This window comes from Acidovorax sp. SUPP1855, from assembly GCF_030158955.1.
Taxonomy (GTDB): domain Bacteria; phylum Pseudomonadota; class Gammaproteobacteria; order Burkholderiales; family Burkholderiaceae_C; genus Paracidovorax.
This window is the reverse complement of the sequence record NZ_BQXI01000005.1, coordinates 115,866-130,488: the sequence shown is the minus strand read 5'-3', so window position 1 is coordinate 130,488 and position 14,623 is coordinate 115,866. Positions and strand designations below refer to the sequence as shown.

At 69.5% G+C, this 14,623-nt stretch carries 14 protein-coding genes; 6 read left to right on the top strand and 8 right to left on the bottom strand.

Translation table 11 applies throughout. From position 1 onward, the window contains the following. The first annotated feature begins 63 nt into the window (after positions 1-63). The 4 genes from AVMA1855_RS06325 (at position 64) to AVMA1855_RS06310 (ending at position 3,732) form a co-directional block, all read left to right on the top strand. Complete coding sequence (locus AVMA1855_RS06325) at positions 64-1,188, top strand: TIGR03364 family FAD-dependent oxidoreductase (protein ID WP_284425041.1); 1,125 nt, start codon at positions 64-66, stop codon at positions 1,186-1,188. Positions 1,189-1,238: 50 nt separating this feature from the next. Next, positions 1,239-2,060, top strand: a complete 822-nt coding sequence (gene phnX, locus AVMA1855_RS06320) for a phosphonoacetaldehyde hydrolase (protein ID WP_284425040.1) — start codon at positions 1,239-1,241, stop codon at positions 2,058-2,060. Between the two features lie 58 nt (positions 2,061-2,118). Next, positions 2,119-3,105 (top strand): thymidylate synthase, encoded by a 987-nt coding sequence (locus AVMA1855_RS06315; RefSeq protein WP_284425039.1) that lies wholly within the window; start codon positions 2,119-2,121, stop codon positions 3,103-3,105. Between the two features lie 114 nt (positions 3,106-3,219). Next, positions 3,220-3,732, top strand: coding sequence for an Ivy family c-type lysozyme inhibitor (locus AVMA1855_RS06310; protein ID WP_284425038.1), 513 nt, complete (start codon positions 3,220-3,222; stop codon positions 3,730-3,732). Positions 3,733-3,762: 30 nt separating this feature from the next. On the opposite strand, the gene AVMA1855_RS06305 is transcribed toward AVMA1855_RS06310, so the two are convergent. Beyond that, positions 3,763-5,190 (bottom strand): FAD-binding oxidoreductase, encoded by a 1,428-nt coding sequence (locus tag AVMA1855_RS06305; protein WP_284425037.1) that lies wholly within the window; start codon positions 5,188-5,190, stop codon positions 3,763-3,765. A gap of 67 nt (positions 5,191-5,257) precedes the next feature. Next, complete coding sequence (locus tag AVMA1855_RS06300) at positions 5,258-5,710, bottom strand: DUF2069 domain-containing protein (RefSeq protein WP_284407720.1); 453 nt, start codon at positions 5,708-5,710, stop codon at positions 5,258-5,260. Positions 5,711-5,731: 21 nt separating this feature from the next. Between AVMA1855_RS06300 and AVMA1855_RS06295 the strand changes: the two genes are divergently transcribed. Beyond that, on the top strand, positions 5,732-6,982 hold the full coding sequence (locus tag AVMA1855_RS06295; protein WP_284425036.1) for a YihY family inner membrane protein: 1,251 nt from the start codon (positions 5,732-5,734) through the stop codon (positions 6,980-6,982). 63 nt (positions 6,983-7,045) lie between these two features. On the opposite strand, the gene hpnE is transcribed toward AVMA1855_RS06295, so the two are convergent. From hpnE to AVMA1855_RS06280, 3 genes are all read right to left on the bottom strand, one after another. Beyond that, positions 7,046-8,389, bottom strand: a complete 1,344-nt coding sequence (hpnE, locus tag AVMA1855_RS06290; RefSeq protein WP_284425035.1) for a hydroxysqualene dehydroxylase HpnE — start codon at positions 8,387-8,389, stop codon at positions 7,046-7,048. A 14-nt stretch (positions 8,390-8,403) separates the two neighbouring features. After that, positions 8,404-9,243, bottom strand: a complete 840-nt coding sequence (gene hpnD / locus AVMA1855_RS06285; protein ID WP_284407717.1) for a presqualene diphosphate synthase HpnD — start codon at positions 9,241-9,243, stop codon at positions 8,404-8,406. A gap of 509 nt (positions 9,244-9,752) precedes the next feature. Then, positions 9,753-10,007, bottom strand: a complete 255-nt coding sequence (locus tag AVMA1855_RS06280; RefSeq protein WP_284425034.1) for a hypothetical protein — start codon at positions 10,005-10,007, stop codon at positions 9,753-9,755. Positions 10,008-10,239: 232 nt separating this feature from the next. On the opposite strand from AVMA1855_RS06280, the gene AVMA1855_RS06275 reads away from it, so the two are divergent. Continuing rightward, on the top strand, positions 10,240-10,926 hold the full coding sequence (locus AVMA1855_RS06275) for a hypothetical protein (protein WP_284425033.1): 687 nt from the start codon (positions 10,240-10,242) through the stop codon (positions 10,924-10,926). Between the two features lie 64 nt (positions 10,927-10,990). Here the strand turns inward: AVMA1855_RS06275 and AVMA1855_RS06270 are convergent, their stop codons facing one another. From AVMA1855_RS06270 to hpnC, 3 genes are all read right to left on the bottom strand, one after another. After that, entirely contained in the window at positions 10,991-11,893 is a 903-nt protein-coding gene (locus tag AVMA1855_RS06270) for an amino acid ABC transporter substrate-binding protein (protein ID WP_284425032.1), read from the bottom strand. Positions 11,894-12,074: 181 nt separating this feature from the next. Beyond that, a complete protein-coding gene (locus AVMA1855_RS06265; protein WP_284425031.1) occupies positions 12,075-13,451 on the bottom strand; it encodes an L-serine ammonia-lyase in 1,377 nt (458 codons plus the stop codon). Between the two features lie 240 nt (positions 13,452-13,691). Then, positions 13,692-14,621 carry a squalene synthase HpnC gene (gene hpnC, locus AVMA1855_RS06260; RefSeq protein ID WP_284425030.1) on the bottom strand — a complete coding sequence of 310 codons (930 nt, stop codon included), beginning with the start codon at positions 14,619-14,621 and terminating at the stop codon, positions 13,692-13,694. Between the last annotated feature and the right edge of the window lie 2 nt (positions 14,622-14,623).

Genomic DNA, 14,623 nt, shown 5'->3' with positions numbered 1-14,623 from the left:
GATGACTACCTGAAAACACAGCGCGCAGCGACGAAGACCGCCCTGCCGCCTGGAAAAAGCACCATGGAAACCCACCCTACTTTCGACGTGATCGTCGTCGGCGCCGGCATCGTCGGCCTGGCCCATGCCTACACCGCCGCCCGGCGCGGCCTGAAGGTCTGCGTGGTTGAGCGCGATGCGGCCTGCGTCGGCGCCTCGATCCGCAACTTCGGCTTCATCACCGTCACCGGCCAGGGCGCGGGCGACACCTGGCGCCGCGCCCGCCGGGCCCGCGAGGTGTGGGGCGAGGTCGCGCCCCAGGCCGGCATCGAGGCCGTGCACCACGGCCTGTACCTGACGGCGTTCCGGCCCCAGGCCCTGGCCGTGCTCGAAGAGTTCATGGGCACCGAGATGGGCGAGGCCTGCGAACTGCTCGGCGTGGCCGAGGCCGCCCGCCGCGCGCCCGCGCTGCAGCTGGAGGGCGCCCAGGGCGTGCTCTACAGCCCGCACGAGATGCGGGTGGAATCGCGCACGGCCATTGGTTTGCTGACCCAATGGCTGGCCGAGGCGCATGGCGTGGTGTTCCGCTTCGGCGAGGCGGTGCTGGAGGTCGCCACGCCGCGGGTGCGCACTGCACGCGCCGTGCTGCACGCCGAGCGCGTTGTGGTCTGCACCCATTCGGACATCCACGGCCTGTTCGCCGAGCGCCTGGCGCCGCACGGCCTGCGCCTGTGCCTGCTGCACATGCTGCGCGTCATGCCCGAGCCCGGCCTGCGGTTGCCCGGCTCGGTCATGGCCGACCTGAGCTTGGTGCGCTACCGGGGCTACAGCGACCTGCCCGCCGCCGCCGCGCTGCGCGAGCAACTCCAGCGAGAAGAGGCCGAATCGCTGGCCAACGGCATCCACCTCATCGTGGTGCAAAGCGCCGACGGCTCCCTGGTCGTGGGCGACTCGCACCACTACAGCGCCGCGCCCCAGCCCTTCGCCGACGAGCGGGTGGACGAACTCATCCTGCGACACCTGCGCGACACGGTGAAGCTGCAATCCTGCCGCGTGACCGAGCGCTGGGTGGGCATCTACCCCTCGTCGGCCACGACCGACTGCCTGATCGACCGGCCCGACGACGCCACCCGGCTGGTGATCGTCACCAGCGGCACCGGCGCCAGCACCGCCTTCGGCATTGCCGAGGACACCTTCGGCGCCTGGTGAGCCGTCTTTCACTCAACCCTTTCCCCACCGCGCCACGATCAGGACACGACATGGGCATGCCTCCTTCCACCACCACGCTGAGCGCCGTCGTCTTCGACTGGGCCGGCACCATCCTCGACTTCGGCTCCTGCGCGCCGATGGGCGCCTTCGTGCGGCTGTTCGCGCAATTCGGCATCCGGATCAACATCGAGCAGGCCCGCGGCCCGATGGGCGTCGCCAAGTGGGACCACATCCAGGCCCTGAGCCTGCTGCCCGAGGTCGCCCGGCAATGGGAGCACCTGCACGGCCGGCCCTTCGCCGATGCCGACATCGACCACCTCTACGAAGTCTTCACCCCCATGAATGCGGCGGTGGTGGCCGATTTCGCCGATTTCATTCCCGGCGCGCTGGACACCGTGGCCGCGCTGCGGGCCCGGGGGCTGAAGATCGGCTCCACCACCGGCTACAACCGGCCGATCATGGACATCCTGTCGCCCATCGCCGCGGCCGGCGGCTATGCGCCGGACAACCTCGTCTGCGCGGGCGACCTCGTAGCGGGCCGCCCTTCGCCGCTGATGATGTTCCGCTGCTTTGCCGACCTGGGGGTGTGGTGGCCCGCCACGGTGGTCAAGGTGGATGACACCGAGGTCGGCATCCAGGAGGGCCTGCACGCGGGCACCTGGACGGTGGGCGTCGCCGTCAGCGGCAACGCGATGGGGCTGCCGCTGGCCGAGTGGAACGCCCTGCCGCCGGCCGCGCAGCAGGCCCGCCGCGAAGCGGCCGCTGGCAAGCTGCAGGGCGCGGGCGCGCATTACGTGATCGATTCGGTGGCCGACCTCCTGCCGGTGATCGACGACATCGCCGGCCGGCTGGCCAAGGGCACCCGGCCCTGAGGCGCGCTGCCGGACCCCCTTGCGCTACGATTCCGCCCTTGGCTCGTCCCTTCGGCACATGAAACAGTACCTCGACCTCGTTCAGAACATCTTCGACAACGGCAGTTGGCAAGACAACCGCACGGGCGTCCGCACCCTGAGCCTGCCGGGCGCGATGCTCCGGTTCGACCTGCAGCAGGGCTTTCCCGCCGTCACGACCAAGAAGCTCGCCTTCAAGTCAGTGGTGGGCGAGTTGGTGGGCTTTTTGCGCGCACGCCGCAGCGCGGCCGATTTCCGGGCGCTGGGCTGCAAGGTCTGGGACCAGAACGCGAACGAGAACGCACAGTGGCTGGCCAACCCCTACCGCCTTGCCGAGGACGACCTGGGGTCGGTGTACGGGGTGCAGTGGCGCCAGTGGCCGGCCTACAAGCTCATCGACCCGGCGCTGCCGCAGGGCCCGGCGCAGATCGCGGACGCGCTCGGCCGGGGATACGAGGCCATCGGCACGCTCGGCGGCGAGGACGGCAAGCCGTCCGGCGTGCTCCTCTACAAGGCCGTCGACCAGCTGCGGCAGTGCCTGGACACGCTCATCAACGAGCCGGGCAGCCGCCGCATCCTGTTCCACGGATGGAACTGGGCGCAGCTGGACGAAATGGCCCTGCCGCCGTGCCACCTGCTGTATCAGTTCCTGGCCAATCCGGGCAGGAAGGAAATCTCGCTGTGCCTGTACATCCGGAGCAACGATGTCGGGCTCGGCACGCCGTTCAACCTGGCGGAAGGGGCGGCGCTGCTGCACCTGGTGGGCCGGCTCACGGGCTACACGCCGCGCTGGTTCACGTACTTCATCGGGGATGCGCACATCTACGAGAACCACGTGGACATGCTACGCGAGCAACTCACGCGCGAACCCCACCCGCTGCCCAAGCTGCTGCTGTCCGACCGCATCCCGGACTACGCCGCCACCGGCAGGTACGAGCCGGAGTGGCTGGAGACGGTCGAGCCGTCGGACTTCTCGCTCGAAGGCTACCAGCACCACGCCCACATCACGGCCCCCATGGCCGTCTGATATCGCGGGGTGCTCGTGCCGAAACGCCCGCGGACGGCGTGGGGCGCGCCAGATTCGGGGGCATCAGCGGATAAGCTCGCCGGTTGCTTCCCCGATTCCAAGGAAATCCGCCCCATGCGCCTTTCGTCCTCTTTGCCATTGTTCGCCGCAGCGGTGCTGGCCGCCAGCTGCGGCACCCACGTGCCGCTCACGCCCTCGGCCTCCACGTCCTCTCCCGCCAAGCCGGCCGCGTCCGCTGCGACGGCTGCGGCACCGGCCGCCGCCAACCGCTGGGCCAGCGTGCAGGCGCAGGTGGGCCGCAAGCCTTCGGAGGGCTCGGACTTTCTGCGCACCGGCCCCATGGGGGTGCGGGTCAAGGAACTGCTCGGTCCCGTCAACCACCCGGAGTTCCTGCAGAACATGGCCGTCAGCACGCCGCTGCAGCAGGAAGGCGGCCTGCTCTACATCACCGGCCGCCGGTCGACCCAGCCGGACGCCCAGGCGGCGGCTGTGGTAGTGGACCCGTCGCGCGACGCGATGCGCGTGTGGCTGCAGACGGGCGACGAGGAATGGGACGTGCAGGATGCCGGCGCGCCGGTGCCCCTTCCCGCCGACGTGCGCAAGGTGCTGGAAGACGCGCGGCGCTGATCCCGCCGGGCCGCCCCGGTGGCCCGGCCGTCAGGCGCCGTGCACCGGCAGCATGCAGTGCGGGTTCATCAGCCCCTGCGGGTCCAGCGCGCCCTTGATGGCGCGCATCATGGACAGCGCCACGGGCGACTGGTACTTCTCCAGCTTGTCCACCTTGAGCGCGCCCACGCCGTGCTCGGCCGAGAACGAGCCGCCGAACTGCGCCACCGCTTCGTAGACCAGGTGGTTCACGCGGGCTTCCTCGTCGCGCAGGAAGGCCTTGGCATCGCCCTCGGCCGGCGCCTGCACGTTGTAGTGCAGGTTGCCGTCGCCCAGGTGCCCGAAGTTGACCAGCCGCACGCTGGGAATCTCGCGCTGCAGCAGCGCGTCGGCGTATTCGACGAAGGCGGGGATGCGGGGGATCTGCACCGAGATGTCGTGCTTGATGTTCAGCCCTTCCTCGGCCTGGGCCAGCGGAATGTTTTCGCGGATGTGCCAGAGCTGGTGCGCCTGCGCCAGGTTCTCGGCCACGACCGCATCGGTCACGCAGCCGGCCTCGAAGGCGGTTTCCAGCAGCGATTCGAAGCGCGTGCGGGCGTGCGCCTCCGACTCGCTGTCGCTGTTTTCCAGCAGCACGCCGTAGGGCACGTCTTCCTGGTCGATGAAGGGCACGCGCAGCTGCGGCATGTGCTTGGCCACCAGGCTCAGGGCGAAGCGGCCCATCACCTCGAAGCCGGTCAGGCCTGCGCCCAGGTGCTTGTGCGCCAGGGCCAGCAACTGCACGGCGTGTTCCATCGACGGCACCGCGGCCCAGGCCGTCAGGCTGGCGGCGGGCTGCGGGTAGAGCTTCATCGTCGCGGCGGTGATGATGCCCAGCGTGCCTTCGCTGCCGATGAACAGGTCGCGCAGGTCGTAGCCGGTGTTGTCCTTGCGCAGGCCTTTGAGGCCGTCCCACACCTCGCCCTGCGGCGTGACGACTTCCAGCCCCAGGCACAGGTCGCGCGTATTGCCGTAGCGCACGACCTGCGTGCCGCCGGCATTGGTGGCCAGGTTGCCGCCGATGGTGCAGCTGCCCTCGGCCGCAAGGCTCAAGGGGAACAGCAGCCCCGCCTTCTCGGCCGCGTCCTGCACGTTCTGCAGAATGGCGCCGGCCTCCACGGTGAGCGTGAGGTTGTCGGCGTCCACCGCGCGGATGGCGTTCAACCGCGTGAGGCTGAGCAGCACCTGCGTGCCGGTCTCGTCGGGAATGGAGCCCACCGCGAGCCCCGTGTTGCCGCCCTGCGGCACGATCGCGGTGCCGGCGGCGGCGCAGGCGCGCACCACGGCAGCCACCTCCTGCGTGCTGCCGGGCCGTACCACGGCCAGCGCCTTGCCGCGCGCGCGGCGGCGCCAGTCCTGCTCCCAGGCGGTGAGGTCGCCTTCGGTGAGTACATGGGCGGCGCCGACGGTCTGGCGCAGGGTGTCGATCAGGGTGGACATGGTGTTCTCGAATGCTCGCGAAAAACGGGGAATGGAAGGGGCGTGGGGCGACGCGGTTTTGGGGTGTTCAGGGCGTGGACGGGGCCGGTGCCGCCGCGGCTGCGGCCGCACGTGCGTGCTTCTGGCGCAGGCGCACATGCAGCGCGCAGGCGGTGAACAGCGCCAGGCACAGCGCCACTTCGACCAGCGCGAGCCACCGGCCCGGGGCCGGATCGCTCCAGGCGCGCACCACGCCTTCGGTGAAATACAGCCACACCACCAGGCTCACCCAGCGGTAGGTGTACATGCGGTGCTTGAGCAGCCCGGCCAGCGGAAACGCCAGCGGCAGCGCCTTGAGCGCCAGCCACGAGCCGCCGGGACGCAGCGGGCTGAGCCACAGCTCCCAGGCCAGGCTGAGCACGATCAGGCCGAGCAGGCTGCCCACGGCCAGCCACCGGGTGGCCGCCACGTCGGGGGCCGCTGGAGCGCCGGTGCCGGATGCGGCGCGGGGCGCGCCAGGGGAGAGGGGGGAAGAGGCCATCGGGGTGGCATCATATCGGCCATGCCTTTAGCCCCACTCGCGCAGCGCTTCGAAGCCGTCCTGGCCGATCTGTCGCACTTTCCCTGGCGCACCACGGCGCACACCCTGCGCGAGCGCTTTCGCGAGGACCGCCTGGGCCTCACCGCCAGCAGCCTGACCTTCACCACGCTGCTGGCGCTGGTGCCTTTCTTCACCGTGGCGCTGGCCGTGTTCACCGCCTTTCCCATCTTCGGCACCCTGCAGACGGGGCTGCAGCGCTGGCTGGTGGACAGCCTGGTGCCGGACAGCATCTCGCGCCAGGTGCTGGGCTACCTCACGCAGTTCGCGGCCAAGGCCAGCGGCCTGGGCGTGGCGGGGTTTTCGATTTTGCTGGGCACGGCGCTGGCGCTGGTCCTGACCATCGACCGCACCCTCAACAACATCTGGCGCGTGCGCCGGCTGCGGCCCCTGGGCCAGCGCGTGCTGATCTACTGGGCGGTCATCACGCTGGGGCCCCTGGTGCTGGCGGCGAGCCTGGCGCTCACCACGTCGGTGGCGTCCTCGGCCTCGCGCGGCCTGCACGACGCGCTGCCCGACAGCGCGCGGCTGCTGTTCGATTCCATCGAATTCCTGCTGCTGGCCGGCGGCACCGCGGCGCTGTACCGCTACGTGCCCAACACGCAGGTCAAATGGCGCCATGCGTGGTCGGGCGGGGTGTTCGTCTCGTTGGGGATCGAGGTGGCCAAGAAGGTGCTCGGCCTGTACCTGGCCTCGGTGCCCACGTATTCGGTGCTGTACGGCGCCTTCGCGACGCTGCCGATCCTGCTGGTCTGGATCTACGTGGCCTGGGTGATCGTGCTGCTGGGCGCGGTGGTGGCGGCGTACCTGCCCAGCCTGCTCAACGGGGTGGCGCGCCGGGCGAGCGGCCAGGGCTGGACCTTCCAGCTGGCGGTGGAGGCGCTGCAGGCCCTGCACCGGGCGCACGGGACGCCGGCCCGCGGCCTGCGAATGAGCGCGCTGTGCCAGGCGCTGCGCGTGGATGCGCTGCAGCTGGAGCCCGTGCTGGAGGCGCTCACCGCCCTGGACTGGGTGGTGCAGGTCAACGAAACCGCCGCCGGCGTGCCCGAGACGGTGGAGCCGCGCTACCTGCTGGTGGCCGATCCCGCCGCCACGTCGCTGGAGCCGCTGGTGCAGCGGCTGCTGATCGAGCGGGCCGACAGCCTGGAGCGTTTCTGGGGCAACACGGGCGTGTCCGTGCTCAAGATGGCGGACGTGCTGCCCCGCCCGGCGTGATTCACAGTGGGCATTTGCTATTTTTTTTGTAGCTATATGCCCTAGTGGAATATGCTCTAGGGCCTATTTTTTGCCCAATTGCTGCCCGACCGCCGTGCCCGCCAGCACCGCGCCTTCCAGCGTGGCGGGGTAGGGCCCGCGCACATAGTCGCCGCAGGCCCATAGCCCCGGCGCGATCGCGTTGGACGGGCGCTGCAGGGCCGGCGTACACGCGAAGGTGGCGCGCTTTTCCACCACCGTCTGCACCAGGTCCAGCGCCGGTAGGCCCAGTTGGCGCATGGCCTGGCGCAGCACCTGCTGCTCGCGCTCGGCACGGTCGCCCTCGAAGGCGCTCACCACCAGGGCCAGCAGGCCCGGCGGCCCGCCCAGCACGCCGCGGTCGAAGGCGAACTGGGCCGGTTCCTGCATGGAAGAGCGCAGCGCCAGCATGGGGCTCTCCAGCACGGGCCCCTGGGCGCCCGGCACCTGCGCATAGATGGTGGCGATGGCGGTGAAGCGCATCGCCTGCGCCACGGCCGCCCAGTCGTACAGCGCGGAGCACAGCTCCTTGCGCGGCGCGGCCTGCTCGGAGCCCGCGCAGGCGGCCACCAGCCTGGCCGCATCGCTGCTGGGCAGGGCCAGCACGGCGGTGTCGAAGGCCTCGCCATCGACCGTCCAGCCGCTCGACGGCGGTGACTGGGGGGCGATGGCCTGCACCCGGCGCGCCCGGTGCACGGTGTGGCCCTGGGCCTGCAGCCATTGCGCGGCGGGTTCGGGAAACAGCGCGCCCAGGTCGGTGCGCGGCAGCAGCAGATTGGAGCCGCCGCGCCCGCTGAAGAGCGCATCGCGCAGCACGCGCAGGAACACCGTGGCGCTGGCTTCGGCGGCGGGGGTATTGAGTGCCGAGACGCACAGCGGCTCGACGAACTCGGCCATCAGCTGCGGCGGCAGGCCCTGGCTGATGGTCAGCACCGTATCGCCGGGCGCGCAGCGGAATCCGCCCAGGCCCCACATCCAGCGGGCGGTGGTGGTCATCAGCGCCAGTCGCTGGCGCAGGCCCCAGCCCCGGGCGGTGGCAATGCCCCACACGGCGTCCCAGGGGGGCGCGATGTCGGGCAGGCGGATGCCCTTGCCGTCGGCGAAGCGCAGCGACAGCGGCAGGCGCAGCAGGGCCGCGTCCGGGTCCACGCCCACTTGCGCCATGAGGTGCAGGCACTCGGTGTAGGCGCCGATCAGGATGTGCTGGCCGTTGTCCAGGGGGGGCGGGGCGCCAGGCGCACCGGGCGCATCGGTGGCGGGCAGGGCGCGGGCGCGGCCGCCCAGCACGCGGGTGGCCTCGAAGACGGTCACGCGGTGCCCCGCCTGCGCGGCGGCCACCGCCGCCGCCATGCCGGCCCAGCCGCCCCCGATGATGGCAACACGTTGCATGGAAGAAAACCCGGTCAGAGGCGGCCGAGGGCCTGCACCTTCCAGGCCAGCCACAGCTTGCGCAGCGGCGTCAGGCTCACCCGCTGGTGCAGCACCTGGAAGCCGTCGTGCTCGATCTCGCGCAGCAGGGTGCGGTAGATGCTGGCCATCATCAGCCCGGGCTTCTGGGCGCGCCGGTCGCCCGTGGGCAGCAGGGCGAGTGCCTCGTCGTAGAGCCGGTGCGCGCGCTCGGCCTGAAAGCGCATCAGCGCGGTGAACCGCTCGGAATACTGGCGCTTGAGGATCTCGTGCGCCTTCACGTCGAACTGCTGCAGCTCGGCCACGGGCAGGTAGATGCGGCCCATCATGGCGTCCTCGCCCACGTCGCGGATGATGTTGGTGAGCTGAAACGCCAGGCCCAGGGTGTGCGCGTATTCGGTGGTGCGGTCATCGGTCTGCCCGAAGATGCGCGCGGCCACCTCGCCCACCACGCCCGCCACCAGCTGGCAGTAGCGCGACAGGCCGGGAAAGTCGAGGTAGCGCGTCTGCTCCAGGTCCATCTGGCAGCCGTCGATCACGGCCTGCAGGTGGCGCTCCTCGATGCCGTAGGCCGCCACGTGCGGCATCAGCGCCTGCATCACGGGGTGCGTCGCACGACCGGCGAAGGACTGAGCCACCTCGGCCTGCCACCAGGCCAGCTTGGTGCGGGCGACGCCGGCATCCGAGACTTCGTCCACCACATCGTCGACCTCGCGGCAAAAACCATAGAAGGCCGTGATGGCGGCGCGCCGCGGCGCGGGCAGGAACAGAAAGGCGTAATAGAAGCTGCTGCCCGAGGCGGCGGCTTTTTGCTGGACGTACTGTTCCGGTGTCATGGGGCGCGATTCTCCCATGGGCGCCCGGGCTCGGCGGCGAACCGGGCTGGCTCGGGGCAGGGGCCGCCCTGCGGCCAGGCCAGGGGAGGGTGCCTTCGCATTCCTGCTCGCGCTTTCGGGTGGCAGTGCCGTGCTCGAACAGGGCCTGCCTACAGTGCATTTCAAGCGGCGATTTCCCGATGCGAGGCACGGCGAGCGACCGCCTCGAAAGGTTTTTCCATGTCCCTCAGTTCCAAGTTCGCTTCCAAGGTCTTATCGGCGGGTAACCGCTTCGTCAAGGAGGTGGCGTCGAAAACGAAGGGTCAGGCAAAGACCCAATCGGGTGCCGCGCAGTCCCGGCCGCAGCAGGACACCGTGTTCTCCAAATTGAGTTCGCGTACCAATGGAGCCGCAGCCCGTCCACAAGGCCCGCAGTCGCAACAGCCCCGGGTCAACCTGCATTCGTTCCCACCGGCCAACCAGCAGGCCGGCCTCGCTGGCCAACAGCAGCAGCGCGTGCAGACCCCGAATTACCAGCACGCCACGGCTGCCGCGCCTTCTCCGCGGAAACAGCAGCCCGAGCCCGCGGGCTTGAAGATGTTCGGCGATGGGCGCAGCAATGCACCTGCATCCCAGCCGGGAGTGCACCGCACGTCGATGCGCCCCACCAGTTCATCGAGTTCGCTCAGCTCCATGAGCTCCTGGGGTTCCACGAATTCTTCGAGCTCCCTCAGTTCCTGGAGCTCCACCAGTTCCTCGGGCTCTTCGAGCCCGTCACGCCCCACGAGTCCGTCACGCCCCTCGACCCCGGCGAGCCCGTCGCGTCCCACGACCCATGCAAGCCCGACGGGTCCGATGAGCACGGCCCAGGCTGCACGGCCTCAGCAGGCCGCGTCGTCCGCGAGTTTCGGGCGGACCAGGCCCCAGTCCTCGGAAGCCGATACGGCCCCGCCCAAATTGCAGTTCATCCGCGGAACCCGACAGGTCAAGGCGCAATACCTGGAGGCCAAGGCCCGCATGGACGCCGTGATCAAAGAGCATCACCAGGTGGACACGGCGTTGGACAACGCGACCGACGCCATGTCCGACAAGGAGTACGACGCGCTGAGCGCCCGATATGACACCCTCACCGCGCAGAAGAAAACAGCGGCCCGTGAACACAATGCCCTTCGCAACGAAATGGCGAGGATGAACATTCCTGTGGTGCACCATGTGAGCCAGGCACTGACGGCCAACCTTCCGATGCTGGAGAAACTGGCGGACCTGTCCGGCAAGTTCACCAAGGTCGATCAGACGGGCATGGCCTTCGACCTGGAGGGCACGATGCGCCGAAGCGGCGCGAAGATGGTGAGTACCTTCAGGGCCGCCCAGGAGTTCGACGAACTGTCGGGCCAGCGCGATGCGATCATCAAGAGCCAGGCTCAGCTCAAGCAATTGCTCGCCAGCGACGAGATGGACGGCCTGCGCTATGCCGATCCCAAGCTGCATGCCTCACTCAGCCAGATGGCGAAGATGGACCTCGGCCAGTCTTTCCGCAAGCTGGACGCCCTGCAAAGCGTGGCCAAGGACATCGAAGAAGCGTTTGACAGCCAGGGCCTGTCGGCGATGCTGTACTCGATTCCCAGCACGCCAGAAGAAATTCGGGAGCGCAAGGAAAAAGAGTTGCGAGAACACCAGGAGGTGATCGACCAAGGCTACATGTAAGCCGGTGGCCCGGGGGCCATCGGTTCCGGGCCCCACTGCCTGCCGCCATGGTGGCGGGCGGGCTTCAGAAGGCGATCTGCTCCACACCCATGTCGCTCGGCCGGCGCAGCGCCTCTTTCATGAACATGCTCATTGGGAGCATGCCTTGCTGCTCCACGCTGAACCACTTCTTGTACAGCGCGGCCATCTCGCCGCCCTGGATCATGCGGCGCGTCACGCGGTCCACCAGTTCCTTGAACTTGGGGTCGTCCTTGCGCAGCCCGATGCTGTAGGGCTCCAGCGACAGGCGCTTTTCCAGGAACTGGTAGTCGTCCACGTTCTTGCCCAGGCGGGTTAGCGGAATCCAGATGCCCGCATCGTCGGCGAAAGCGGCATCGGCCTCGCCCTTGACCAGCGCGCCGACCACGTCGATCGTGCTGTCGGCCAGCACGTAGTTGAAGTGGCGGTTGTAGGTGCGCTCGTTGGCACGCAGCAGCCCTTCGTTAGTGGTCTTACCCTGCACGGCGATCTTCTTGCCCTGCAGGTCGTCCAGCGTCTTGATGCCCGAGCTCTTGCGCACGAGGAACGAAGAGGTCGCCACGAAGATGTGGTGGCTGAACGCGATCTCCTTTTGCCGCGCGGCCGTGTTGGCGGTGCCGCCGCACTCCAGGTCCACCACGCCGTCCTTCACGTCGCTGATGCGGTTCTTGCCGTCCACCAGCAGGTAGTGCATGCGCAGGTCGGGACGCTTGAGCTCCTTCTTGATCTCGTCGAAGATCTGCAGGCACACGTCCACCGTGTAGCCCTTCACCGCGCCGTTGGCGTCCTTGAACGAAAACGGCAAGGACTTTTCGCGGTGGCCCAGCTTCAGCTCGCCCGAGCTGGCGATGCGCGCCAGGGTGTCTTCCGCCCAGGCGGGGGCTGCGCTGCCGAACGCGGCCAGGGCCGCCATGAGCGCCCAGGGGCGCAGTCGAGAAAGGAAATGCATGGGTGGAGGCGAAAAAGGCGGATGAAGGAAGGCGGCGGATGCGCCGACGCCCGCACGGGCGAAAACCGCAAAGTGTATGTGCGTGTAACGAAAAAAGGCAGGGCCTGCCCGCGCCCCCGCGTGCAGGTGCGTCTTATTCACCACACCGGCGATGGCGCAGCCCCGGATTCGGCGCCCTCACTCAGCACTCGACCACGTTCACTGCCAGCCCGCCGCGCGAGGTCTCCTTGTATTTGCTCTTCATGTCGGCACCGGTCTGCATCATGGTCTTGATGACCTGATCGAGCGAGACCATGTGCGTGCCGTTGCCGCGCAGGGCCATGCGCGCGGCGTTGATGGCCTTGATCGCTCCCATCGCGTTGCGCTCGATGCAGGGGATCTGCACCAGCCCGCCCACCGGGTCGCACGTCATGCCCAGGTTGTGCTCCATGCCGATTTCGGCCGCGTTCTCGACCTGCGCGGGCGTGCCGCCCATCACCGCCGCCAGCGCGCCGGCCGCCATCGAGCAGGCCACCTCGGCACCCGAGAGCGAGGCGTTTTCCTTGTAGATGATGCCGATGGCACCGGCCGTGAGCAGGAAGTCGGCGATGCCGTCCTCGTCGGCGCCCGGTACAAACTTCACGTAGTAGTGCAGCACCGCCGGGATCACGCCGGCCGCGCCGTTGGTGGGCGCGGTCACGACGCGCCCACCCGCCGCGTTCTCCTCGTTGACGGCCATGGCGTAGAGGTTGATCCAGTCCAGCATCGACAGCGGATCGCGCAGCGCCTCCTCGGCGCGGCCGGACAGCGTCTGGTGCAACTGGCCCGCGCGGCGCTGCAGCCGCATGGGGCCGGGCAGGCTGCCGTGGCTGGCGCAGCCGCGCTGCACGGCGCCGGCCATGGTCTGCCAGATCTGCAGCAGGCGCTGGCGCACGTGCGCGCGGCTGTGCCAGTGCCCTTCGTTGGCCAGCGTGACGGCGGCTATGCTCTGCCCGGTGGCGGCGCACTGGGCCAGCAGTTCGGCGGCGGTGCGGTAGGGGTGGGGCAAGCCCGTGCCGGAACCTGCTGCGCCCTGGTCCAGGGCCTCGACGCTGTTGAGCACCCGCTGGCCGCCTTCGTCCACCACGAAGCCGCCGCCCACCGAGTAGTAGGTGCGCGTGAGCAGCAGTTCGCCCTGCGCCCCATGGGCGTGCAGGCTCAGACCGTTGGGGTGGAAGGGCAGGCTCTTTCGCCGGAACAGCAGGTGCTCCTTTTCGATGAAGGCGACGCGGTGCATGCCCAGCAGGTCGATGTGGCCGCCCGTGCGGATCGCCTCGACCGTGGGGCCGATCCGGTCCGGATCGATGCGGTCGGGCTCGTGCCCGGCCAGGCCCAGCAGCACGGCGCGGTCGGTGCCGTGGCCGATGCCGGTGGCGGCCAGCGAGCCGAACAGCTCCACCACCACGCGGTGCACGGGCGCCAGGCCCATGGAATCGCGCAGGGCGACGGCGAACTGCCGTGCCGCGATCATGGGCCCGACGGTGTGGGAGCTGGAGGGGCCGATACCGATCTTGAACAGGTCGAAAACGCTGACGGACATGGCGGGCAATGCGAGGGCTGTGGGGCGCGCAGGCTAACCGGCTGGCGGGGGGCGGGCATGCTCGCTATCCCGGGGCGGCCTTGCGCGAGGCCTGTGCCTTACCGGCTCAATCAAAATAGATTGCTGCAAAAAATATAGCGTCATGCCCTAGTACTCATTGTGCTGAAGGCCGATTCGATGCCTGGATTCTCGGCCTCCAGGGCCGCGACTGAAGCCGCGCTTGCCGGGCATGAATTCGCCTTACATCGCCACGGCCCGGCCCAGCATGCGGGCCCAGTCCAGCGGGCGCAGGCGCGGGCGGGTGTGCAGGCTACCGCCGTCGAGCGCCTCCACCTTGTCCAGGATGCGCAGTCCGCCCTGCACGACCAGGCGCAGCTCCCAGCCGGCGCGCCCGGGCAGGCGGTGCACCAGGGGCGCGCCTTGGTCCATCAGCCCGCGCGCCCAGGCCGCGCAGCCGTTGACCAGCGCGCGCGTGGCGGGCGTGGTGCGCAGCGTGGACAGGGCCGCGCGGTCCACCCCGTGCGCCGCGCAGTCGGCGTCGGTGAGGTAGTGGCGCCCGCGCGGAATGTCCACGCTCAGGTCCTGCCAGAAGTTGATGAGCTGCAGCGCCGAGCAGATGGCGTCGCTGCGCGCAAGCGATTCGGCATCGTGCACGCCGTAGAGGTGCAGCAGCAGCCGGCCGACGGGATTGGCCGAGCGCCGGCAGTAATCCAGCAGTTCGGCCCGGTCGGCGTACACGGCGCCGTCCCGCGTGCGGGCGATGTCCTGCGTGAACGCGCTCAGCAGGTCGGCCAGCAGCGGCACGGGCAGGGCATGGCTGCGCAGCACGGCCTGCAGCGGGCCGAAGATGGCGGCCCACCGCGCGCCGGGCGGGTGGCCGGCGGCGATGGATTGCAGCTCGGCCCCGTAGGCCGCCAGGTCCGCCAAGCGCTCGTCAGGGCCGGCGTCCCCTTCGTCGGCCAGGTCGTCCGCGGCGCGGGCGAAGGCGTAGATGGCCGCGATGGGCTGGCGCAGGTGCGGCGGGCACAGCAGCGAGGCCACGGGAAAGTTTTCGTAGTGCGTCACGGCCGGCGCCTGGGGGGTGCCGGTCGGTGCGGAGAGGGGGCGGGGATCGGAGGAGGGAGGCGTCACGGCGCGATTGTCGCTTGACAAGGTGACGGGGCTTCTCATAG

What these genes read in the sequence shown, in the direction of transcription:
- AVMA1855_RS06325 (WP_284425041.1), top strand. Translation starts at nt 64, where the DNA reads ATGGAAACCCACCCTACTTTCGACGTGATCGTCGTCGGCGCCGGCATC.
- phnX (WP_284425040.1), top strand. Translation starts at nt 1,239, where the DNA reads ATGGGCATGCCTCCTTCCACCACCACGCTGAGCGCCGTCGTCTTCGAC.
- AVMA1855_RS06315 (WP_284425039.1), top strand. Translation starts at nt 2,119, where the DNA reads ATGAAACAGTACCTCGACCTCGTTCAGAACATCTTCGACAACGGCAGT.
- AVMA1855_RS06310 (WP_284425038.1), top strand. Translation starts at nt 3,220, where the DNA reads ATGCGCCTTTCGTCCTCTTTGCCATTGTTCGCCGCAGCGGTGCTGGCC.
- AVMA1855_RS06305 (WP_284425037.1), bottom strand. Translation starts at nt 5,190, where the DNA reads ATGTCCACCCTGATCGACACCCTGCGCCAGACCGTCGGCGCCGCCCAT.
- AVMA1855_RS06300 (WP_284407720.1), bottom strand. Translation starts at nt 5,710, where the DNA reads ATGGCCTCTTCCCCCCTCTCCCCTGGCGCGCCCCGCGCCGCATCCGGC.
- AVMA1855_RS06295 (WP_284425036.1), top strand. Translation starts at nt 5,732, where the DNA reads ATGCCTTTAGCCCCACTCGCGCAGCGCTTCGAAGCCGTCCTGGCCGAT.
- hpnE (WP_284425035.1), bottom strand. Translation starts at nt 8,389, where the DNA reads ATGCAACGTGTTGCCATCATCGGGGGCGGCTGGGCCGGCATGGCGGCG.
- hpnD (WP_284407717.1), bottom strand. Translation starts at nt 9,243, where the DNA reads ATGACACCGGAACAGTACGTCCAGCAAAAAGCCGCCGCCTCGGGCAGC.
- AVMA1855_RS06275 (WP_284425033.1), top strand. Translation starts at nt 10,240, where the DNA reads ATGGACGCCGTGATCAAAGAGCATCACCAGGTGGACACGGCGTTGGAC.
- AVMA1855_RS06270 (WP_284425032.1), bottom strand. Translation starts at nt 11,893, where the DNA reads ATGCATTTCCTTTCTCGACTGCGCCCCTGGGCGCTCATGGCGGCCCTG.
- AVMA1855_RS06265 (WP_284425031.1), bottom strand. Translation starts at nt 13,451, where the DNA reads ATGTCCGTCAGCGTTTTCGACCTGTTCAAGATCGGTATCGGCCCCTCC.
- hpnC (WP_284425030.1), bottom strand. Translation starts at nt 14,621, where the DNA reads ATGAGAAGCCCCGTCACCTTGTCAAGCGACAATCGCGCCGTGACGCCT.